The organism is Paenibacillus sophorae (assembly GCF_018966525.1).
Taxonomy (GTDB): Bacteria; Bacillota; Bacilli; order Paenibacillales; family Paenibacillaceae; genus Paenibacillus_AQ; species Paenibacillus_AQ sophorae.
Map to the genome: position 1 here is coordinate 5,389,802 of NZ_CP076607.1, position 22,182 is coordinate 5,411,983.

Below are 22,182 nucleotides of genomic sequence, written 5' to 3' on the forward strand. Positions count from 1 at the left end.
GATCGCATGGGGCATCTTTCTTATTCAGAGCCGGTATCAATTCCCGGCATTCAGCAAATTCGCAATCGCCTGAGCCGCTTCCGCCCGGGTTGTCGTTCCCTGCGGGACGAACGCCGCCGCGCTTCTGCCTTTCATCAGGCCAAGTCCCGCCGCCTTGCTTGCGGCATCCCGCGCCCAAACGCTGATTGCCGCTTGGTCCTTAAAGACCGGCGGCGCCGCGCTTTCGGTCTGGGCCTGCGGCTGAAGGACGCTCCAGGCTCTGACGAGCATTGCCGCCATCTCTTCGCGGCTGATCGTTTGCTCCGGCTTAAAGGAAGCTGCGCCGAGGCCTTTGACGATTCCGGCCTGGTGGGCTGCCACCACCTCATCCGCATACCACTTGCCTGCCGGGACGTCCGTGAACGACGCGCTTCCTCCGCTCAGTCCGAGCGCGCGCACCAGCAGCGCCGCGAATTCGGCGCGCGTCACCTTGCGTGCAGGCGCGAATTCCTTCAAGCTTATTCCTTCCACAATGTGCTTCGCCGCCATTTCCGTAACGGCGTCATATGCCCAGTTTCCGGCAGGAACATCCGTGAACGTCCTGCGGTATTCCAGTACTGTGTATTTGCTGAAATGATTCATTTTGCCGCTGAGCCAACCTCCTGCAGACAGGCTGCCGGTATACTCAAGCTCCCCTGCATCAGAGATATAATAGATTCCAGCCAGTTTGGACGCGATAAGCCCGTTTGCCTTAAGCTGGAGTGTGACCGGATGATCAAATGCGGAGATCGCCGTTTCGGCTCCGCCGCTTGTGATCAGCTTCATCTCAAATTCGTATAGATCACTTCCTGGCTTGAGCTCTGCATAATTGTGCTGCTTGGCAAGCTCCAGCAGCGATTTCATGTCGGCAGCGGCCACCTTGTTGATACTTACAGCCACTTCACCGCCGCCCGCCTTGGATGCCTTGCCCAGCAGGTCGCGGAGCGTCTGAACACTCAGCTTAAGCGTAAATTCCTCACCCGCCAAATTTAAGCCGGTACCGTTTTGCGCAAGCTTTTCCAGCAGAGCGGCCGGAATGTGCGCTTCCGCACCTGTTCCAAGATTGAACGTCGCCTCTTTTAAGACTTCGTTAAAAGTGAGCTTATCCTCCGTCACCCGCACGATATTGGCGGGAGAGGGAGAAGGCGCCTGCGAGGCCGCCGCACCCGAGCCGCCCGAACCCGAACCCGGACCCGGACCCGTTGATGGAGACGGGGTTGGAGTCGGTGCTCCGGTCGGAGACGGCGCCAGTCCGTAGGTAAAGCTGGTCTTATAAGGAGTGCTGCTGTTCTCTACGCCGAGCTGAACCTCGTACTTGCCCTCGGCGGAAATATTCCATTTAAAAGTGAACACGCCGCCATCTCCGCTTTTTACGCTGTCCAGAAAAAATTGTCCGCCGGGTTCCACCACCTTCAGCGTTACCAGCTGCCCAGCTCCGGACGCAACTTTCCCCGTTACCGCCCCCTGCTTGGCGGACGCATCCGCGCTTGCCGAGACATCCGTAAACCAGACGGTCTCCGAAGCGGTAACCATTACTTGCCAGAACGTAGACAGGAGCAGAATTAGGATTAGCGCGGTTATGCTCTTCTTCATGGTTTGCCTCCTTCTAAAAGGAGCCCCGGCGGTGCATTCCCGCCGGGTTCCTTCATCTAATATAATGGTTCAAGGGGTGAGCTCGGTTACGCCGGCAAGCGGCATCATGGTGGTGTTCATCAGATCCTCGCCTTCCCAGACCATCAGCTTAACCTTGTATCCCGCAACACTGGACGGAAGCTGGAAGCCCGCATTCAGCTGCAGGGTCTGGCCTGCCTTGACGAGTGAGGAGCTGTAAGCATGATTGACCATCTTCAGTCCGCCGTTCGTATCATAGAGCGCGGCAATGATCATCACTTGCTTGTCTTCGGACAAGGCGTTCGTTACTTTGACCTTGGCGTCCAGATATTTGCCGGCTTCAAGCTTATTCATATTAAATGAAGGTTCCATCTTGAAGCTGTCTTCCATTCTCTTCAGTACCGTATAGTCCAACGTATACGATGCGCTCCCGGCTTCGACGCGGATCTGGTACGGACCTGCGGGAAGCGTGGCTGGCAGCGGCAGAGTTAGGCTGGCCTTGCCTCCTGCAACGGAGCCAGAAGCAGCCGGAACTCCCTCATAGGGCAGGGCGTTTTTCAGCAAGACTGCTTTGACGGCCGTTCCGTCAGCGACGTTAGCCGTATTAGCGGTGATTTGCACATCCTTGGCGCTGCCAGCGCGGTGCATAGCGGCGTCCAGCGTCACGTCTTTGATGTTTGAGGTTCCGTCCGCGGTCAGCGCGGCTGTAATTTGCTGAGCCTCCGAAGTCGCAACCTTCGCCGTTCTGACATACAGCTTGCGGGCGGACGCATCGTAGTACCATACATCCTGGCCTTCGTTCACAGCATTTTTGGAGCTAACCTCCGCCAGTTCTTGGCCGTTTCGTTTGACGGAATAGACCGTCTTGCCTTCGGCTCCGACTTTCACCTCGGAAGACCAAACCCGTTGGTCGACCTTTCCTGTGTAGCTGCCCTTTATTGCAGCGATATTCAGAGCTACTTTGTCATTCTGCGAATTTGCCGAGATCTCGGTTGCCGATGATTGACCTTTCTCGTAAGCATACGTTTTGCCGTCATCCTCGTAGAGCGTGAATTTCGAAGTCTCTCGGCTGATTAACGGATACACTTTGAGCGTCAATTCGCTTGCCGGAGTCTGTTCGGAGAAGTCCTGCGCGTCTCTGGTCGGAATGATGGCGCCTTCCTTCACCAGCATCGGAATGGTATTCAGGTCCGCGCTGTACGTGATTTCCTGCCCGCCGGTATACTGCTGTTCAGAGTTCCAGTCATACCAGGTTCCGCTTGGCAGATAGATCGTTCTTTCCGTTGCTTTTTCCTGATGCACAGGAGCAGCCAAAATAGAACCGCCGAACATCCACTCATCCTGAATGTTGTAAACCTTGCTGTCGTTCGCGTAGTCCATAACGAGCGGCTTCATCAGCGAAGTTTCGCCGTCTGCCGTCTGCTTAGCCGTAGAGTAGATGTACGGCAGCAGTTGGTAGCGCTGGTTGATCGCTTTCGTTACCGAAGCTTCCGCTGCGTCTCCGAATGCCCATGGCTCTCTGATATTGGTCGGATCTGTAGGATTGTCGCCAAGAGCCACATGGGACCGGAAAATCGGCATCAGCGAAGCCGCCTGCATCCAGCGGGTGTATAGCTCCGGCGTAGGTTTGCCGACAAAGCCGCCGGTATCGTTAGTGAAATACGAAATGCCCGATGCCGCCGCGCTTAAGCCGAGCTGCAGCTGATGCGAGAAAGAAGCCCAACTGGAGTCAATGTCTCCGCTCCAGACGGTGGTGCCATACTGCTGAATGCCGGTGAAGCCCGATCTTGCCAGCGTCCAGACCCGGTCGTCGGTGTAGCCGCGCTGGCCGTCATAGAAAGCTTTTGCCTCATTCAGTGCATACACGTTGGTAATTTCCGCCGCGCTGCCTGCGGCAAACTGGTCTCTCACAGAATCGGTTGGCTGCTCCGGTTCGTTAAGGTCGATCCAGTAGCCTTTTACGCCGGCATCATGCAGCTTTTTCACCTGGGAGCTGTACCACTTGGCCGCTTCGGGATTGGTGAAGTCGATCAGTCCCGCTTTGCCGTACCAAGCCGGATACATGACCGTTTTGCCGGAAGCGTCCTTGACAAAATAGCCTTTGCTGTCGCCCTCTTTAAAATTGGAAGCCGTAACCTGGATGTAAGGATCGACGATGGTTACGATGTTGACGCCTTTTCCCTTCAGTTCATCCATGTTTGCCTTTGGACTCGTAAAGTCCTGCGCAGGATCGTCGTTCCAGGTCATATCGAAATAATGATTCTTCTTAGCCCAGTACACATCCAGCACCATGGAGTCGAGCGGGATATTCTTATCGCGGAAGGTGTCCACGATGCCGTCCACTTCGTTCCAGCTTCTGTAACCGTATCTGGACTGCATATATCCCAGCGTCCACATCGGCGGAATCGGAGCGGTGCCGGTCAGGCCCCCAAAACTCTTCATAATACTGTTCAATGAACCGTTGTTCTCGCCGGCGATGAAGTAATACAGCATTTCCCCGTTCGGCGCGCTGAAGCTGTATTTGCTCTCATCCGCCGCCCCCATATCAAAGGCCGCTTTCTCGAACGTATTATCGAAATACAAGCCATAACCCTTCGTGCTGGTAAAAAAGGGGCTGGAAACGTCGGACGTATTGCCGCCGTAACCTCCGGTCATCGCATTGTCCATAACGACCTTCTTGCCTCTGCGGTCAAACGACTGCGCGTCGCGGTCCATGCCGAGTCCGAAGATATGTTCATCCGGCGCAAGGGACATCTCGCTATATATGCCGGTATCTCCATCGTACCCGAAGCCTTCGCCGCTAATTTGTTCGGACAGCAGCTTCGTGTTGGAAGCGTCATAGTAAGCCAGACGGAACGGCGACTTGTAAGCTCGCACACTCAAAGCATCGGTCTGTATCAGAATGTAGCCTTCGTCTTCCATATTCTTAATGGCAGGCTTCACTGTTCCCTGCTCGCTGTCGACAACGAAAGTGTCCTTCTTCGCAAAAGTTCCGGTCGGCTCCATCCATACCTTGGCCGTATCAGCTTTTACAAATTCAAGCTTCACCTTCGCGCTGCCCTGCGAATTCAGCACAACCCCCGTTCCGCCTGAGGACACCTGGTACGGATCGGTTTCCGACAGACTGCTAACGAATGTAACGTCTTTAAACTGCTGGTCATTGTCCTTCTGCAGCTTGAAGTCGTCGATACCCAGCAAGCTTCCCGCTTTGCCCTCGGAAATCACGCCGACCTTGACCACTTCGTTCATGGACAGCTGAATATTCGGCAGCTTCAGCTCCGTAAATTCCGCTCCGGCCGGAATATCGAGCTTCTTCGTGCCGCCGGAATAGCTTACATACACCTGGGCCTTGTCAAAGTCCCCGGTCTTGCGGGTCTTCACCGACAGTTGATATACGCCGTCTGTCGGCGCATTGCTGAACTGCCAGATATCGGAGGAATAGGCGCTGGCTCCGCCGATTCTGGCGAAGGCGTTATCCCCGTCTTTGGCGATTGCCTGATGCGTCATGTTCGTGCGGCTCCAGCCGGTGAAGCCTTCGTCAAAGCCCGGATTGTACAAGGCTACCGCCGGAGCTTCAGTCACCACTTCCTCGGAGGTAAATTTCACATTGTCGATCTGCATGGAAGTGTCCGCCTTAGGCGCCTCAATGATGAACTTGACCGTGGCTTCCTGCTCCGTTATATCCGCTTCGGCCTTGAATTCCTTGTACTCAAAATCGCCTGATTCCCATTTCGTCTTGCCTGTTGATGGAACTCCATCCTTGAGGCTTGGCGTAATATTAACGGCCACATCATCTTTGCCCGGCTGCGAAATGACCATTTTCGCCGTTCCGCCAGCAAACGTCGGATCGGTATGCGGCATCAGCTTAACCATAGCGGAAAGGGTATAATGCCCGTTCTTCAGACTGGTAATCTTCTGCTGGGATGTCGCTTTACCTCCGGCATCCGGCGAATACAGGTACTGCTTGCGGCCTGCAAAGGCATCATTGGTATCCACGCCATGCCATATCGTGGTGCCGTGCGTATCCACTGTCCATCCGGTTTCATTGCCCATTTCGAAATCACCGTTAATCAATTGGCCGGTTCCGGAACTGAACGAGATGGAGTCGATGTGAACGGAACCCGCACTGTCCTCCGTCTGCTTCAAGGTGATCAGATTCGTTCCTTTTTTCAGCGAAACCGTCTTTTCCGCACTGCTCCATTTATCCCAGTTGTCTTTGCCGAGACTCTTGAAAGCAACCGTATCCGAATCGACTGTGCTGCCGGCCTCATTTTCCACGGATACCGCAAGTAGGCTGTCCGCTTCATTGCCATTTGCGTAGCGGACATTCAGCGGGTAGTCGCCGTCCTGTGGAACACTGACGGCAAAGGTCAGCTTGGCGTCTTTTTTATCCAGCCCGGCGATGTAGCCAAAGCCCTGGTATCCCGCCGCATCATTGCCGAAGATCGCTCCGCCTTGATACGCAGCCACTTCAGCCTGATAAGACTTGGAAGCCGTCTTCGGAATCAGTTTCAGCACGATAGCATCATGCGGTTCAAGGGTTTTGGAGTAGACCTTTTTATATCCGAGGTCTTGGTGCTCCCAAATGTCGCGGACATACGCTCCGTCAGCCAGCCCAAGCTCCTTCGTGAAATCCATAGACAGCGCTTTGGATTCGTCGCTGCGGTTGAACAGGGCAATGGCCCACGTTCCATCCGGCAGCTGCCCGGCCCAACGCTCGCTGTCACGGCTGGCATTGTTCTTGTAATGTTCTTCGGAATAGTAAATCGGCTTGCCTACAAATCCCGATTTGTTCAATTCAATCAGTTCGGGATTCTGATAAAATTTGGCGTTATCCCCGATGGTGTCGTACTGGTCGGCGATCGTAATCGGAGAGCCAGCGATTGTGAACAGAGACAAGGCCGTCTTCCGCTCGTTGTCGGCATATTGGCCGATATAGGTGTTCAGGCGCAGGAAGTCGCCGTCATTAATCATCGAGCCGCGGCCCGAAATATCGGAGAAGCCGGTGAAGCCCTGGAACGGATTGGCCCACTGCGACCAGCTGGGAGTCCAGTTCTGGCGGCGTCCGCTGGTATGATCCCAGCCTCCTGAGAATACGTCCTCGTCGATGCGGATCATATCGCCGAACTGCTGCTCATATTTGGCATGGCCCTTCAGGTCCGGCATAACCAAACTGAGGAATACATGATTGTCGGCGGATGCTTCATCCATCCACTGCAGCGCTTTGGCGTATTCCGTATCCGAATTATGGCCCGTTCCGATTTGGCCAAGGCCCTGGTCGTAACCCGATTCATACCAGGACAGGAAATCGACGCGCAGGAAGGAAGCTCCCTGCTCAGCCAGGAATTTTATATAGCCTTGAAGGTATTCTTTAGCGCCCTTTTTGTTGACGTCCAGCCAGTACAGCGCTTGGTCGGCGCCCTGTCCGCCATCAAAGCGGTCCCCGTTCAGCTGCTTGCCGTTGCCGAGATTGTACGGCTCCGTCTTAACCAGGCTGGCTACCGGAATCTGCTCGGTGCTGCCGTCGTCATTTTTCACAGTGACATGGTATTTGTCCGGATGCTTCACCACTTCGGGGGTAACCCACAGCGGGTTATAGTAAATCCCCAGCTTCATGCCTTTGCTCTTGATGTAATCTCCCCAGTACTTCCAATTGTGGCCGTCCGGATAAACCTCGGAAGGGTAGCCCTGCCAGTCATTCGGTCCGGCCCATTTGACCTCGACATCGTCCACGTCGATTCCCGTGCTGTTTGATTTGCCCTTGGGGTCGGCGACAAATTCCAAGTTCAGCGAACCCGAGGTCACATCGACCTCGATCGAGTAGTCCGTCCAGCTTTGGCTGGTCACCGTTTTAGCCAGAGCCGCGTCCGGAACCGCGGAATTGTAGCCGTTGACACGGAAGACGGCGGTCGCTCCGTTTTTAATCATGTCGTCTTTGGTTTTAGCCTTGGCTTTTACCAGATATTTGCCGTTCGGCAGAGTAACGCTCTGCTTTATGGACTGAACCGTATTGGCATCATTCGACCAGGTCCACAGGGATTTATCTCCCGGGCCGTCATCGTTGGTTCCGTGAAGGAATCCATCCCCGATTGTCCAGCCCACGGAATCTCCCTGCTCGAAATCGCCGTTAATCGCGTGGTTCGAGGTGTCCACATCATCCGTAAGCTTCTCTAGCTTCACATCATCAAGGTCCAGCCCGGCGCTTCTCTTCGATTTGGCTAGCGCATCATACGAGAATTCAAGATACACGTTCGGATGGGTAATGTTCAGCTCTACGCTGTAATCCGTCCAATCCTCATAAGTAATAGCGGTTACTGTTTCAGCCTCAGGATCGGCGGCATCATAGCCCTTGATCTTCATGAAGGCCGGAACGCCATCCGTATACATCCCGTTCTTGGTCTTCGCCTTTGCGCTCAGCCGGTACAGGCCCGTATCCTCCAGATAAACGCTCTGGCTGACGGTCTCTTTATGGGGATCATCCAACCACGTATACAAGGAATCATTGCCGTTGTCGTTATTCCGCCCGTGGGAAGCCGGTCCGGTAAAGGTCCAGCCCTTTGTCTCGGGAGCGCTGAAATCACCGTTGACCACTCCGTATACAGGTCCTGTATCATCATCGCCTGAGCCCAGCGGATCGGTCATCCATTTATTATTATGCGAAACAATGTAACCGTTCTCATTTAATAGCGTGGCCCCTTCAATCCATCCGTCCGTGCTGACCATATCGTAACCGTACGGCTGAAAATTTTCCGCCATCCAGTCGATGTTCGCTTTCCAGCGATCTTCCGGCATGAACGTATTTTGGGTCCATTGATGCTCATACGTGATCCAGTACATCGGCCCCGAGCCTTTTCTGGTGAACTCGCTGTCCCGCGCCACCACGGAACCCGAGCCGAATGCAGGCACGATCAGGCTTAACACCATAATCGAGGCCATCACGCGATGTAATCGCTTTCTATTCTTTTTTTGCATCCCCTAGTGTCCTCCCATTTGGAATAGAGTGGATAACCATATAAGCAAAGATCACGCCCGGCGGCGGAATTCACCTCCTTACATATTCGCAGCCTTCACCAGCTTCACCCAAGCCTTCGTCAATTCGTCAAGCACCTGATCCTTTGTCTTGGCCTGCGCTACGTATTCCTGTAACAGCGCCCCCAGCTCCGTATCAAAACCATCCGGCCAATATCCTTGAACCCAGGGGTAAGTCTCACCCTTGTTCATATAGCGGATCGTATCGGCGGCAAGCTGGCCGTCAGGCGCCGCTCCGCCCTTCAAGACCGGGACCTCGCCGTGCCAGCCATATTGCTTGATATAATCAGTAACGATGTAATCGAGAAATTTCTTGGCTTCGTCTATATGCTTGGAGCTGTTGCTGATGCGAAGGAGCACGGAGGAATCGACCATCAGCCTCGCTTTAGAAGGATCGTCTCCGACCGGTTCCGGGAAGAAGCCGATCTTAGCGGACGGATTCGCTTTCAGCATATCCCCTTCCGCCCAGTTCCCGTTATGGATCATAGCCGCCTTGCCCTGAGCCACCAGAGCAAGCCCTGTGCCGTAATCCGTCTCCAGCGGCTTATCGCTGCCATACTTGACCATCAGATCGATCATATCGAAGGTCCTGCCAAACAGCGGCAAATCCTTAAAGGTCTTTGTACCTTCCGAAATTTCCTGCGCCGTTTGCGCATAATCACCTTCTTCAGCCGCAAGAGTCTGGGATGCGATATGCTTGAACACCCACCATTCCTTGAATGAGTTGGCGAACGGCGTGACGCCTTTAACCTTCAAGCGCTTGGCCGTCTCCTCAAGTCCGGTATAGGTTGTGGGCAGGGTGTCAATGCCGGCATCGGCGAACACCTTTTTGTTGTAAATGAAGCCGTACGATTGGGTGCTGACGGGAATCCCGTATATTTTGCCATCCAATTCGGCGGCTTTCAGGGCACTGTCTTCAATCTGATCCAGGAATGGTTGACCGGTGAGCTCCACCACGATGTCCTTATACGTCCGGTTCGCCCAATAGCCCTGAGTCATGAAGATATCCGGCACATCGCCGGAATTCAGCTTTGTTTGGAGGACCGAATCGTACTCGTTGGAAATGAGCTCTGTTTCTACCGTAACTTCCGGATGCAGAGCGTTATATTTTTCCGCCATATCATGGAGCTGCTCCGACAATCCTTCGCCAAAAGTGAACATTTTCAAGACGACCGGCCGGGCCTGCGTGCTGACATCCTGGGTTTCTGCAGAGTAACTGCCGCCTCCAAACGAACAGCTTGTGAACGCAGCGGCCATGAGAATCACACTAAGTGAGGTGAACACCGGTTTCTTCATCATCCTGAGGCTCCTTTATTCAGGCTCCACGTAAACGTTTAAGGCTCCTCTATGACAGAATAACGCGAAGCCGTTCCGATTGTAATGTACAAAAATGAAGCATTTATAGGAATATCCTGAACTCCGAAAATGGTCCAACACAATGGATTTCGGGCGCGCTCCTTATATAGCTTTACAGCCGGCTCAGATGCTTTTTTTGGATTGCAGCGCCAGGTTCCGGTATTCGCTTGGCGACAGGCCAGTGTATTTCTTGAAGGCTTTGCTGAAATAGGCATTGTCGTTAAAGCCGACCTTGCTGGAGACCAGTTGGATTTTGATGGACGGATCATCCAGCATTTCCTTGGCCCGGTCCATTCGCACCTTGAGCACATACTCGTAGATGCCGAATCCGAATCTTTCTTTAAAGAGTCTGGACAGATATTCCTTGCTTAAATAATACTGCTCCGAGAACATCGTCAGATTGATATCGGTAAAAAAATGGTCGTCGATATAGTTCTTAATGCGAATAATGTTGAAAGCTTCCGAATTCCTCAGTCCGTCCTGAATTCTGTCGAACACGAGCGAAATGACGCGAAACACAAACTCGCTGAAATCCTCGAACGAAGGGTAGGGGCCGACGGTTCCGAAGGATAACGGCTTTCCCTGCGGGTCCTCGGCGATGCCAAGCTGAGCTGCAATATCCTCAAACATCAGGATAAATTCGGCGGCGGACTTTCTCGCGTCGTCCATGCTGAAATAACCGGTCTGTTTGATAAGGTCAAAATACCCATTCACAATCCCCCGGGTAAACTCGATATTTCCGCTCTCGAAGGCGCGGATCAGCAGCTCTCTTTTGTTCATAATAGAAGACAATTCTGCCCTGCGTCCGGTCTGGGTTTCCGTGAACACCCGGTTCTCGCATTTAAGGATGTTGATGCTGGACTTGATGGCATGGGCTTCGCCGAAGGATTCTCCCAGCTTTTCAAAGGAAGGAGAAAAACCGCCAATCCCGGCGATTGAAGCGAAGCCGAACAGGGTCTGCAAAGAGTGGATGATTTCTGTCATTTTAGCCGCGCTGAAAACCTTGGGTTCCGGGTGGGTGCCGATTTCGAGCACGACGATAATCTCATGATCGGTCTTGTAGCTTCGGAAGCTGAAGCCCTGGCTCCAGGGAGCGCAGCATTCGTCAATCATGTTCGTTAATGCAAAATAGCAGGAGAACGAGTCTCCCTTAAATTTGGAAGCGCACACCTCATCAAAATTAAGAACCTGAATAATGGCGCAGCTGTAAAGAACATGCTGCTTCGTCATGGAGGTCAGCTTCTTGTAATCTTCAAGAATAGGGGGATGGATGCGGTCGCCGTCGATAATCATGGTCAGCAGCTTTTCCTTGAACAGGGGCAGAGACAAATTGTTCATCATGCTTTGCCGCTGCTTCATCTCCCGGTCCTTTCTTTCCTCTTCGAGCTGCCGGACCGCCTCACGCAAGGATCGATTCAGCTCCACCTTGTCGACCGGCTTGAGCAAATAATCCAATACCCGGTACTGGATGGCTTGCCTGGCGTATTCAAATTCGTCGAGGCCGCTGACGATGATATATTTGACTTCCGGGTACCGGGCACTCGCTCTGCGCAGCATTTCCATTCCGTCCATGACGGGCATCTTGATATCGACCAGGACGATGTCCGGCTTCCACTCTTCCAGCAGTCGGAGTCCCGTATGCGCTTCCGGAGCCTCCACGATTTCGGACACCGCAAGCTTCTCCCACTCTCCGGCGAGCCTGATCGCCATCCGGACAGGACGCTCATCATCGACAATCAACACCTTATACATGTCAAGATCCCTCCCGATTTTTGCTCATGGGTATATCCCTCCAGCCTCCACAGGAATGATGATTTGTACGGAAGCTCCCCCTTCCGGAAGATTGCGGATATCCAGCCTGGCGTCACTGTGAATCAGCAGCTTTAATCTCTCGGACAAGTTCTTTAGCCCGATCCCCCCCTGCTGTCCGCTCATCCAGTTCTCCTTCTGCAGCAGTTCCAGCAGTTCCTTGAGCCGGGCTTCCGGAATGCCAGGACCGTTGTCGCTGACCTCGATAATGGTCCGGCCTTCCCTGAAATAGCCCCGAATTCTGATCAAGACGGGGTCCAGGGTCTGCTCCAAAACATGCTTGATCGAATTCTCCACCAGAAGCTGAACGGCCATTTTGGGGATGGGGATATCGGCGATTGTTTCTTCCAAATCGATGGTTACGGATAACCTTTCGCCGTACCGGGCCTGCTGGAGCATCACATAGCTTTCGACATTTCTCATTTCCTGGGACAGATTCACATTATCGCCGGTCCGGATTGAATACCGTAAAATATAAGCCAGCGCCTGCACCATCCGGTCAATATGATCGACCCTGTGAACGAGCGCCTCCGTGGAAATCGTCTGCAGGGCGTTATATAGAAAATGCGGATTGATCTGCGCTTCAAGCGCCTTCATTCGCGCGGTCTTCTCTCCCAGCTTGGCTTTATACTCTTCATTAATAAGATCGTTGATCTTGGCCACCATCGCATTAAATTTTTTCGAGAGATAGGCGATCTCATCGTTCCCGTTAATTTCAATCATCACATCGAAGTTCGCACCGCCGACCTTTTCCATCTGCTTCGACAGCCTCTTCAGCGGCCGTGTAATCGTTTTCGTTGTAAACGTGACGAGCAGTGTCCCAATCAGCAAAAAGACCAGTCCGATTAAAAACTCCAGATTCCTCGTATTTTTGGCCCGCTCGTTCAAGGCACTAGTGGAGATCATCTTAACCAGCTTCCAGCCGTCGCCCGGCGAAACGTCGTACATGACGAGAAAATCCTGCTTTCCGCTGTTCCAGTTCAGATAGCCTTCCGGCTTCGTCCAGTTAATGGATTGCAGCAGATCGGCTTCATTGCTTAATATCTTCGAGTTGCTGTTATAAAAGGAGGTATTGTTCCGGTCAAAAATCGCGATAACCTCGGCACTCTGCTCAAGAATATCGTTAATCATCTTATCTCTGTAAGCGGAGTTGATCGTTATGGACACCATACCCAAGGGCCTCTGGCTCGGAATATTGATGAGTGCCCTGTGAAAAGTGAAAAACAGCGGTTTATTATCCGTATTATATGCCCAGGATGACTGCAGCGGCGGTTTGATGCTCCGGAATGTATTGGCTCTGGAGCTGGCCTCCTTAAACCATGGGTTCGACATCATATACTTAGGGTAATTGACTACCAGCTTCGGCGAGTCCGTCAGCCGCGATATGGTGTACTCGGCCCCGGTCCGCGGAATATATAAGGAGACGGCGGCGATATCTCTGCTGGAAAAGAACAGGTTCCTTAGCTGGTTCTCGATATAGAGACGGCTTGAAAAATCTTCTTCGTCGTTAATCAGCGCCTCCATAAAGTTGTCATCCCGCCTGAACGTCAGCGACAGCGCGTCAATCTGCGCCACATAGCTTTCCAGACTCTCGTTCATATGCTTCAGCTCTTTGGCCGTATTGGAAATGTAATTGTCTCTGATAATCCAGGTTGTTCGGTAATAGGACACGGTGGCAAGCACCAGAATCAGCACACAGACAATGAGCGAAAACGCCAATCCCAGCTTATTCCCCAGCTTGCGGGTGTATCTGCTTGACAGATCCAGAAGAAAGCGCTTCATCTTATCACCACCGTTGCCAATATAAATGAAGACGATTTCACGATAAATTAATAGTATCATACCTGATTTAGGGGCTCTATTATAAAAAGGTACAAAAAATCCCTCCGGCGGTTGTTTACGAAACGCCCGGCACCTTCGGGAATCTGAAATTCTCGGAAGGATTCTGCCGCCAACTCGGCGAATAGTTACCTATATTATGGAAGAAATTATTATGAAAGAAAGGCGGAATCACACAAATTATGCGTCATTTAGATACGGATATTGAACTGTTCACCGCCGCTCTCACTCAGGTTCGCATCATCATCCGCAAAAAAGACGGAGCCGTAGTGAATTGCGGTGGCTCGATCCAACGCTACACGCCGTTTACCGTGAAAATTGCGGGCTTATCCTACATAAGAAGCGAGTTTGATTTCGTGGTTTATTCGCCGAGGCGATGAGTTGCTGCTTGAAGGTTTAATGAGCGGAGAGAGAATAACATTTAAAAAGGAGCCATAATTGGAACCCGTCAGGGTTGTCTTGCCAGCCATAAACTTCCTAGCTCTAACTTCTGCAGACCAAGGAGCGAATGTGACGCAGCGGGAATATGATGTTAACTGATGTTCCGGCCGTCGTCGAGATACCTAAAACTCCAGTCTTTAAATAGCTCTTTCAATTCAATTGATGTTTAATTTATAAAGCCTTTTATAATGTCTGTCTGAAAATACACCGGTGTTATTCGAGCTTCGTTTTCATAGTCTTGAAGCCATTTTATCTTATTATCCCTATACTGATTTACTTCAAGCTGAGTAACATAAGGTTCTATAGTATATCCCTTGGTGTGAAAAGTAACCCAATACTAAGTCCTTCCATTCGATCTCTGTTCGCTTTGTTAAATATTCCTTGCACTTCTCCATAATCAATTCTTTGGCTGGCAGTCTATCGTTACGTACGAGGTGAGTAACTCCTTTCTCTTCCCTAGATATATACCCTCTCATATGAATTGCATCCGGAGCAATACTACCTAATAAAAAATTTGGTGATGGATCACCAAAAGAAAGGTTAGTCGAAATTGCAAAGTTTACCATAGGCCAAGGCAATTAAATTCCTCCCTCGATATCTCATTAATTAACTTGCCGGAATTTCAGCTAACGTTCCTATTTCTTTAATAAATCTCTCAAATGATTTGCATATTTCATTGAAATTTCGTATCCCTGACCTGTATCTGATTGATCTACCAATAATCCATTCATTGTTCTATCTGATCCTAGCGACAAATGATAATTCTTTGTTGTATTGTTAGCAAATGTAACTGTCAAGCTATACTCTGCTACATAATTTAGTTCTCCTTTCATTTTTATTGCATTATTAATCGCTTCTTCAATTATCTTAATGGATCGCGCATTTTCAAAATATTTACTCTCGCATAATTCATCTTTAATAGGTTGAAGGCAATCAAGTCTTATAGAGGTAATCGAATCATTTGAATCCGTCTTATTATTACATCCTGTAACAAAAACTAAGATCAGTAATATGGCTACTAAATATCTTTTATGAATGTTTATCATCTCTTTTCATTATTCATTAAAGGGATTTAACATAACGTTGTTGTGTTCCCGACGCCTTACAGATTTAAGCCCAAAGGGCATTCATGACGGGGTTAGTCGATACAGCTGTCTGCTAAATCCACTTCCTCGAAACCCCTCTTGCAGACCAAGGCTCCGTAGGAGCCGAATTCGGAACATGTTGTTAGAAGATGTCGGCAACTTCCTGAGCTACATTCAAATATTTCTTAGCTTCTCTAATTTTTCAATCAATTCATCAACCTGTCTTCTTGTTTTTGCAATGATTACTTGTTGATTTTCTCTTATATATTCAAGTTTCGTTATTGTGTTCATTCGACTTCTCTTTCTATAATTCCAAACCCATTTAATAAATTCCCAATCTAATTTCTCTGGGCATCCTTCATTCATATCAGGTCTAGTTTTCTTATGATACCTAATTCTCCGTTTAATAATTCGGTAAATACATAGAAGCCTTGGCATGTCCAAAAAAATGATTAGGTCAGCTTTCTTAATTCTGATATCCATAGTTCTTGAGTAGTTTCCATCGATTATCCATTGATCTTCGTTCGTAAATTTTTCAACGATTTTATCCCACTCGTCATTTGGTTTAGAAACCCAATTGGCATTCCAAAAATATGCATCCAAATGTATTACCGGAATATTGAGTATTTTGCTAAGCTTTTGAGATAAGGTCGATTTTCCAGCTCCGCTTGAACCAATAACCAATACTCGATTCATATTGCCTCCCATTACTACTTCTTGTCTTTGTAAGGCACTTCAACAGCTACTTTTCCATCTTTCGTATAGGCTTTTACTTTCATTTCATTAATCTCTGCTATCGCATACCATATTCTCTTCCAATTGGTATTAATAATATTCCCTTCGATTATCTCTCCATGTTTATCTGTAACTTTGATTTTTGTTATATCAGGAGTGTCAATTAAGCCATATAAGATTCTATAACTCTCATTCTGATCCAAATGAATTCTTCCAGCTTCAATAATGACTTTAGAAGTTGAATAATAAGAATATGAATCTATAACTTTCCAACCTTTCTGTTCACTTCCCTGAAAAATGGCTACTCCGATTCCAACATTACCACTATCAAACGGAGCCTTGTAAAAACCAATGACCTTCTCTTCTACTTGTTTTGTATAAAGCAGTTCATAATGTTGATCTGGATGTTGTTTTCGAAATGCTTCGTTTATTGTATTGCTTTTACATCCTCCGATGAATACACATACAAGAATAAAAATAATTAAATATTTAAAATGATTCATGCCTTCTCCTATCTTTTTGGATCTTCATCCGCTAAAATGCCTTGGGCAGAACCAGGAGCTCTACTTCCGCAGCGTGAATGCTGTGTTATATGTAGTTACCGCTTTTTTTAGAAATTGCGATTTAGGCTCTTGCCGTATTGATCATTTCCAATACTTTACTGACTCTTTCTTGAACACTTGATGTTATATCCCCTTCAATCCTTATTACAGGGCACTTCAATTCAGAGATCCATTGTTCATGCATAGCTCTGCTTCTTGTTTCTACATCAGCTTCGTCATAGCTTGCTGCCCATTCAATAAACTCTTTGAACGATTGATATCGACTTCCATTTGTTTCAATCTCTTTCCCGTATCTATTTTGCTCTCTTTCAATTAATCGCTTAATCCGTATTTCTTTAGGTATCCATATGAACACTACTAAATCAAAATAGGGTACAAACATATCCCCCCAACCGCATAATGACCCAGACAATATCCATTGGGGAGTGTTGGTTAGATCCTTTTGCAGAAGTGATTGGCGATCTTGAATTTGTCTAACCTTAGTAAAGGGTTCGTCTGTTGGAATCCAGTAATAATCATCTGTATCAAAATGCTTATATCCTAACTTCTCTGACAAGGCTTTCGCTAATGTGCTCGTTCCAGAGCCAGACGCCCCAAGAATATGTATCTTATTTATCATCTTAACCCTTTCACTCCTTACCGATGTATTCCTATCCCTTATTTAAATTACTCCCATCAACGCCTATTCGATTTCAGGTTATATTCATCATCATCCGGACACATTAATACTTTATTTTATTTATTCTAAATAACACGAAGCAAAGTAAATAGATAAGATTTGTAACGCCAAACAATAAAAAAACACCTGGGCTTAACAACATATACATACTGTATGGGAAGCTCCAGATAAATGAAATTAATAGAATAATACTTCTGTTAAAAAATTGGCCTATTGTAAATAAAACGCTCGGAAGAACTAGCATTATCAAGGTAATTAACAGGCTAGTTTGATTCATTCCTTCAGCATATGGATTTACCCAAATTAAAATAATCCAAAGAGCAATTGTTGACGCACTCGCCACATAGCCAATTAGTTTAATATATTTCACTAGCGCAGCTCCTATCTTTTGAACATCTTTTGAATTATAAACTTCAGTTCTGTCTTTTCATCTCTTTTATCTTCATATTCATATTCGTCCTTAATTACGATCTCCCGGCTTTCAAGAAATCCAAGCAATCTAATTGATTCTTGCTTTATCTTATTTCTGTAGTTGTTGATTTTTTCAGAATTCGCCTTTAAATTTCGTCAGTAATCAATTCAGTAAGGAGTTTGGTTATTCGTTCTTCTTCGAAGACACCTGGATTAATAATATTCCGTATTATTGTTTTAACCGCTTCCCTGGCAAACTTATCTCTGTAATTGATAGATATCAAGTCAAAGTAATGATTCCCTAGCAGGACTTCAAGTTCACCATGATCATACATCCATTGTTCAAACTCTAAGATATCAATATCCTTCCTTGTAAAATAGAACATATATCGATGCGCTTCTATAAGTTCAAGCAACTATGGATCACCTACTTTGATACTCGGTTCTTGGCCAGGCCGTGTGTATCTGAATATACTTCATGCTTTACACCAGGCAACCAAGGGCCGTCAGGCCGCTGCATGAATACGGTGTTATCAGATGGCGGCTGTATCTAACGGTACCTACAAATTATTAAATGCCTTACCATAAGGACCTATATCTTTAGCTGTAAAAAAGTGATTTAGATTCCATGAGATATCATTGCTCTCAAATCCAATTAGTGCCCATCTTAAAGAAGATACATTAGCATAAAATCTTGATCTATCAATAAATGATTCGATCTCATCGTAGTACTTACTCATTTTCTTTATAAAACCCTCTCCAAATGTATCAAGAATAACACTAACATTATGAGCAGGGTCACCATAACCTGACACACCAAAATCAATTATTCCAATAACTTTGTTAGACTCTTCAATGATGTGATATGGAGCTAGATCCCCGTGTATTAAGGTAGGATTGTAATCAAGAAAATTCTTGTTTTTGAATACAGGATTAAAGATATTTTGAATGCATTCAATGACATAACTTTTCATATGAGGAAACAGCTTCGTTTTAATACTTAAATACAAATCCTTAAATGACTCCTTTGTTCCATTACCAGGGAACCCATTTATATTATTTTCTTCAATTGTATTCATCGGAATGGAGTGTAATTGAGATAAAAATAAAGCTAGTTGTTGAGCCATCTGATCCTGAAGGTTATCGCTTAATTTTAAAATATTATTCTAATAAATGGGATTCCCCTTAATATAAGAATATTTTGAAATCCCTTCATCAATCATTTCTAAATTTGGTACTGGCACGTCAACAAATTGTTTCACAATTTGAAGCACCTTGTATTCGTTATTTAAAAGACTTTTACTAAATTCATGTTTGGAAAAACGAAAAACCACACTATCATTGATAATAATAATATCGTTATGTTGACCATCAGTTAGGTTAGTCTTTATTTCTTTGATTTCAATATTTGGGTATTATCTTGAATGTATTTTATATATTTTGATCTTCTCTCTTCCATCAATACCTCCACAGATTATTTAGGTTTTTAAAGTTTTAGCCCGCATTCAAATAACGTTCCCGCATTCACATCCGAGAGGCTTATGGCGCTCAGCGCCAGGTCGAAGACTTAGCTCCGCAGGGTTGACAACCTGAAATCCCCCCCAAAAAATCCTTCAGGCTGACTAAGGGACCGTCATGTTCCGCAGCGTGAATACGTTGTTACTGTTTGTTTTTATTTATATATGTTCTAAAAGCAACAAAGATTAAGAGTAATAATTCACAAAACACCTTCCATACTACTGACAGTATTAAAAAGAAAATGATTCCTGCAATAATTCCTAAAAATCTATTCTCTACTGCCACTCCTGTATACATTCCTTCAGTTATTTGAACTGACTTCATATATTTATTTGTAATTGATATATACCTTCCAAAGGGTATTGACCAATAAATAATTGTTATGATCCCAGCATAAAAAAGTATCGTGACTAGAATCTTAGGCTGTATTTGCCCCAAACTTAATATCCCATTATATTTATCTTCATTATTCATACAAATATTCCTTTTATTATGTTTTTTCGAACTAAATAGATTTTCAAGATTTTCGGATAATGTTCTGGTATTCATAGGCCCGACTGGGTTGTCTATTTATCAATGTTTCTCATATATATTCTTTCTGTCCAATTCCATACCCATAAACCAAACACTATACCTCCAGCGGGAAACAAAATAATCGCAATAATAAAAAACTCAACAAAACTCTTATCAAATATTAGAGAATAATTCTCCATAAATGACATAAATAAAGTAAATAATATTGCTGTCGGTATTCCCCAACCAAGTATTCCTTTATAAATAATAAAATTCTTCTTACCCTTAGATCTTAATTGCTCCCATTTCATCCTTTGTTTTTGATTCATATTTCCAAAACCCCTTGCCAAATTTTAGTTGGTAATTAAATATTCAATGACAGGATAAGAGATCAAGTTCCTATCCCGGTATGTTGAAGTTATCACATCACTTTTATTACTTAAAATTCCATTTTGTAATATTACAGGCTTAAATCCTCGTTCAATGGCTCCGTTATAGGTAAATAAAACGCAATGTTCTGCAGCAAATCCTGAAATGATAATTAACTCTATGCTTTGATTCAATAAAATTTGTTCTAATTCTGTCTTCCAAAATGCATTCGAGTTTTCTTTGGTTAGTATCAAGTCTTCATCTTTGATTTGAATCTCTGGAATACTATTATATAAATCTCTATTTGATTCTTTAAGACCTTCAATGTCTTGAACATGTATGACAACATGATCATTAGAACGAAGCAAATCTGACACATAATTGATATACTCGCAAGCTCTATCTATTATTTTCTTTTCTAGATCCTGTAGATGGATTGTTTGCATATCAATAATTAAAAAACCTATTTTCATCGAAGACACTCCCTCAAATGTATTTAAAAAATACTTACCCCAATTGGTATGCGACTCAGCGGGAATATGGTGTTAGAGGATGCCAGCAATTTCTTGGGCTACAATCACATTTTTTAGATATTCTTTGTGTACTTAATTAATGTTAAGCCTTTTTCTCATGTAGAAAATATACTAATGTTTTGTAGTTCATTTTAATTTTGTAGATTTCTTTACCAGGTCAATGTACTCCCTATGTTTTTGTTCTAAAGACTCTATCCTCATTTCAACAATAAAAGGTGTATCCTTGAACAGTACATTAATCTTTTCTTTTAAATACTTATACAGAGCTTCTTTTTCATTTCTTAAAGGTAGTACAGGGGCTAGTGGCAATATTGGGGGACCCTCTCTATTCGCTAATTCCTCAGGTGTTACAAGTCCAAAGTGCAAGAAGTTATGTAGTCCTCTACTCTTTTCTTCTTCAGTTATTTGATATTCTCCATTAGTGTCTAAAGTGATCCGATCAAATTCAACCATCAATAGTTTTGATGGTTTTCTTTCTTTTATTTCATAGTATAGAAGAACCTCAAGAACCTCTTGCCGGGCTAGGTCTTCAATAAATCTTTTAGAAACTTTATTACTTTGAGGTATTTTAAATACCTTGTTGCTTTTGGTTATATATAAACGCCTTACTCCGTTCATTCGAATCCCCCTGGGAATAGTTTGAATTATTAATATTATTCGCTAATTTCCTATAACGTTTCCAGCATTCACGAACCCGAGAGGCTTAAGGCGCTCTAGCGCCGGGTCGAAGACTTAGCCTCGCAGGGTTGTCTGCAGCCATGACCTCCTCGACTTTGCTTCTGCAGACCAAGGAGCTGATAGCTCCGAAGCGTGAATGCTATGTTATCCGATGCACCTGTCTTCCTGAACGTGCTAATATAAATCAGTTGTATTTCTAGCTTCTTTGTATGCTTTTCATTAAGCCTTTTTATGTTTTCATAATCCTTTAAATTCCCTTTGCTTTATCTTACATACAAATTATTTTTTTCAATTATGGTTAGATATTCTTTTTCTTTATAATAAATCGGAAAACTAAGGTCAAAGTTTCCTCTTACCATTAATTCTCCATAATTAAAGATATAGTCACAAAAGTGGATTTCTCTTGTTGATAATTTTAGAAATAGTTCGATCTCATTAATATCTTCGATTTGAATAATCCGACTTCCTCGGTTCGTTACATAGTTTAATTCTTTTAGTTCATTTTGGTTTAATAACCCATGATTAATCTTACGCAACTCTTCTATAGAATTGCCTAAATGCACGAAACAGGTGGATGAAGCATTTTCCTCAAACAAGGATTTAAATAAGTTAATAAATTTATATTCATGCTTCAAATGATATTCGTATGGATGGATCAATGTCTTGGCTTCGTCTTCAGATAAACAGTAACTAAAAACATCTAGTATTCCAGTATATCTGAATTGCTTATTCAAGGAATCTTGTTGAACTAATTGATCAAGTACTCTATAAAGATTGGTATTTAATTCTATGAATTGCAATTAAAATGCCCCTTTATGTTTAGGCTTTCAGGTGTTTCGGATAACGTTCTTGTATCTACGAACCCTCACTGCCTTAAGGACCCGAAGGGTCCGACCGCGACGCGGTTAGGCAGTTCAGGGTTGTCTGCTGAACCGGCTTCCTCGAACCGAACTCCTGCAGACCAAGGAGCCGCAGGCTCCGCAGCGTAGATACTG

The 22,182-nt window shown here is 46.1% G+C and carries 17 protein-coding genes; 1 reads left to right on the top strand and 16 read right to left on the bottom strand.

Features of this window, described 5'->3' with window-relative positions:
* Positions 1-36: 36 nt before the first annotated feature.
* From KP014_RS26075 to KP014_RS26095, 5 genes are all read right to left on the bottom strand, one after another.
* The gene (locus tag KP014_RS26075) at positions 37-1,611 is read right to left on the bottom strand and encodes an S-layer homology domain-containing protein (RefSeq protein ID WP_036605316.1); all 1,575 of its coding nucleotides are present in this window, start codon (positions 1,609-1,611) and stop codon (positions 37-39) included.
* Positions 1,612-1,680: 69 nt separating this feature from the next.
* Positions 1,681-8,601 carry a TIM-barrel domain-containing protein gene (locus KP014_RS26080; protein ID WP_036605319.1) on the bottom strand — a complete coding sequence of 2,307 codons (6,921 nt, stop codon included), beginning with the start codon at positions 8,599-8,601 and terminating at the stop codon, positions 1,681-1,683.
* Positions 8,602-8,679: 78 nt separating this feature from the next.
* Positions 8,680-9,957 carry an ABC transporter substrate-binding protein gene (locus tag KP014_RS26085; protein WP_051500720.1) on the bottom strand — a complete coding sequence of 426 codons (1,278 nt, stop codon included), beginning with the start codon at positions 9,955-9,957 and terminating at the stop codon, positions 8,680-8,682.
* Between the two features lie 180 nt (positions 9,958-10,137).
* A complete protein-coding gene (locus tag KP014_RS26090; RefSeq protein WP_036605320.1) occupies positions 10,138-11,766 on the bottom strand; it encodes a response regulator in 1,629 nt (542 codons plus the stop codon).
* A 24-nt stretch (positions 11,767-11,790) separates the two neighbouring features.
* Positions 11,791-13,605 (bottom strand): sensor histidine kinase, encoded by a 1,815-nt coding sequence (locus KP014_RS26095; protein ID WP_175491871.1) that lies wholly within the window; start codon positions 13,603-13,605, stop codon positions 11,791-11,793.
* Between the two features lie 239 nt (positions 13,606-13,844).
* Here KP014_RS26095 and KP014_RS26100 point away from each other — a divergent pair, with 239 nt between their 5' ends.
* Positions 13,845-14,042, top strand: a complete 198-nt coding sequence (locus KP014_RS26100; protein WP_036605324.1) for a hypothetical protein — start codon at positions 13,845-13,847, stop codon at positions 14,040-14,042.
* A 696-nt stretch (positions 14,043-14,738) separates the two neighbouring features.
* Here KP014_RS26100 and KP014_RS26105 read toward each other — a convergent pair.
* The 11 genes from KP014_RS26105 to KP014_RS26155 form a co-directional block, all read right to left on the bottom strand.
* A complete protein-coding gene (locus tag KP014_RS26105; protein ID WP_036605326.1) occupies positions 14,739-15,149 on the bottom strand; it encodes a YhfM domain-containing protein in 411 nt (136 codons plus the stop codon).
* Positions 15,150-15,362: 213 nt separating this feature from the next.
* A complete protein-coding gene (locus KP014_RS26110; protein WP_036605353.1) occupies positions 15,363-15,884 on the bottom strand; it encodes a DNA topology modulation protein in 522 nt (173 codons plus the stop codon).
* A gap of 14 nt (positions 15,885-15,898) precedes the next feature.
* Positions 15,899-16,426, bottom strand: coding sequence for a hypothetical protein (locus KP014_RS26115; RefSeq protein ID WP_036605329.1), 528 nt, complete (start codon positions 16,424-16,426; stop codon positions 15,899-15,901).
* Between the two features lie 121 nt (positions 16,427-16,547).
* Positions 16,548-17,105 (bottom strand): ATP-binding protein, encoded by a 558-nt coding sequence (locus KP014_RS26120; RefSeq protein WP_036605330.1) that lies wholly within the window; start codon positions 17,103-17,105, stop codon positions 16,548-16,550.
* Positions 17,106-17,722: 617 nt separating this feature from the next.
* Positions 17,723-17,992 (bottom strand): hypothetical protein, encoded by a 270-nt coding sequence (locus KP014_RS26125; protein WP_036605334.1) that lies wholly within the window; start codon positions 17,990-17,992, stop codon positions 17,723-17,725.
* 144 nt (positions 17,993-18,136) lie between these two features.
* Positions 18,137-18,736, bottom strand: a complete 600-nt coding sequence (locus tag KP014_RS26130; RefSeq protein ID WP_281426479.1) for an aminoglycoside phosphotransferase family protein — start codon at positions 18,734-18,736, stop codon at positions 18,137-18,139.
* Positions 18,737-19,235: 499 nt separating this feature from the next.
* The gene (locus KP014_RS26135; protein ID WP_036605336.1) at positions 19,236-19,568 is read right to left on the bottom strand and encodes a hypothetical protein; all 333 of its coding nucleotides are present in this window, start codon (positions 19,566-19,568) and stop codon (positions 19,236-19,238) included.
* 92 nt (positions 19,569-19,660) lie between these two features.
* Positions 19,661-19,936, bottom strand: a complete 276-nt coding sequence (locus tag KP014_RS26140; RefSeq protein WP_036605338.1) for a hypothetical protein — start codon at positions 19,934-19,936, stop codon at positions 19,661-19,663.
* 24 nt (positions 19,937-19,960) lie between these two features.
* Entirely contained in the window at positions 19,961-20,449 is a 489-nt protein-coding gene (locus KP014_RS26145) for a cysteine hydrolase family protein (RefSeq protein WP_036605340.1), read from the bottom strand.
* A gap of 186 nt (positions 20,450-20,635) precedes the next feature.
* Complete coding sequence (locus tag KP014_RS26150) at positions 20,636-21,127, bottom strand: hypothetical protein (protein WP_036605342.1); 492 nt, start codon at positions 21,125-21,127, stop codon at positions 20,636-20,638.
* Between the two features lie 323 nt (positions 21,128-21,450).
* A complete protein-coding gene (locus KP014_RS26155) occupies positions 21,451-21,987 on the bottom strand; it encodes a hypothetical protein (RefSeq protein WP_036605344.1) in 537 nt (178 codons plus the stop codon).
* Between the last annotated feature and the right edge of the window lie 195 nt (positions 21,988-22,182).

What these genes read in the sequence shown, in the direction of transcription:
- KP014_RS26100 (WP_036605324.1), top strand. Translation starts at nt 13,845, where the DNA reads ATGCGTCATTTAGATACGGATATTGAACTGTTCACCGCCGCTCTCACT.
- KP014_RS26110 (WP_036605353.1), bottom strand. Translation starts at nt 15,884, where the DNA reads ATGAATCGAGTATTGGTTATTGGTTCAAGCGGAGCTGGAAAATCGACC.
- KP014_RS26105 (WP_036605326.1), bottom strand. Translation starts at nt 15,149, where the DNA reads ATGATAAACATTCATAAAAGATATTTAGTAGCCATATTACTGATCTTA.
- KP014_RS26095 (WP_175491871.1), bottom strand. Translation starts at nt 13,605, where the DNA reads ATGAAGCGCTTTCTTCTGGATCTGTCAAGCAGATACACCCGCAAGCTG.
- KP014_RS26145 (WP_036605340.1), bottom strand. Translation starts at nt 20,449, where the DNA reads ATGAAAATAGGTTTTTTAATTATTGATATGCAAACAATCCATCTACAG.
- KP014_RS26075 (WP_036605316.1), bottom strand. Translation starts at nt 1,611, where the DNA reads ATGAAGAAGAGCATAACCGCGCTAATCCTAATTCTGCTCCTGTCTACG.
- KP014_RS26135 (WP_036605336.1), bottom strand. Translation starts at nt 19,568, where the DNA reads ATGAATAATGAAGATAAATATAATGGGATATTAAGTTTGGGGCAAATA.
- KP014_RS26085 (WP_051500720.1), bottom strand. Translation starts at nt 9,957, where the DNA reads ATGATGAAGAAACCGGTGTTCACCTCACTTAGTGTGATTCTCATGGCC.
- KP014_RS26120 (WP_036605330.1), bottom strand. Translation starts at nt 17,105, where the DNA reads ATGATAAATAAGATACATATTCTTGGGGCGTCTGGCTCTGGAACGAGC.
- KP014_RS26150 (WP_036605342.1), bottom strand. Translation starts at nt 21,127, where the DNA reads ATGAACGGAGTAAGGCGTTTATATATAACCAAAAGCAACAAGGTATTT.
- KP014_RS26080 (WP_036605319.1), bottom strand. Translation starts at nt 8,601, where the DNA reads ATGCAAAAAAAGAATAGAAAGCGATTACATCGCGTGATGGCCTCGATT.
- KP014_RS26115 (WP_036605329.1), bottom strand. Translation starts at nt 16,426, where the DNA reads ATGAATCATTTTAAATATTTAATTATTTTTATTCTTGTATGTGTATTC.
- KP014_RS26140 (WP_036605338.1), bottom strand. Translation starts at nt 19,936, where the DNA reads ATGAATCAAAAACAAAGGATGAAATGGGAGCAATTAAGATCTAAGGGT.
- KP014_RS26090 (WP_036605320.1), bottom strand. Translation starts at nt 11,766, where the DNA reads ATGTATAAGGTGTTGATTGTCGATGATGAGCGTCCTGTCCGGATGGCG.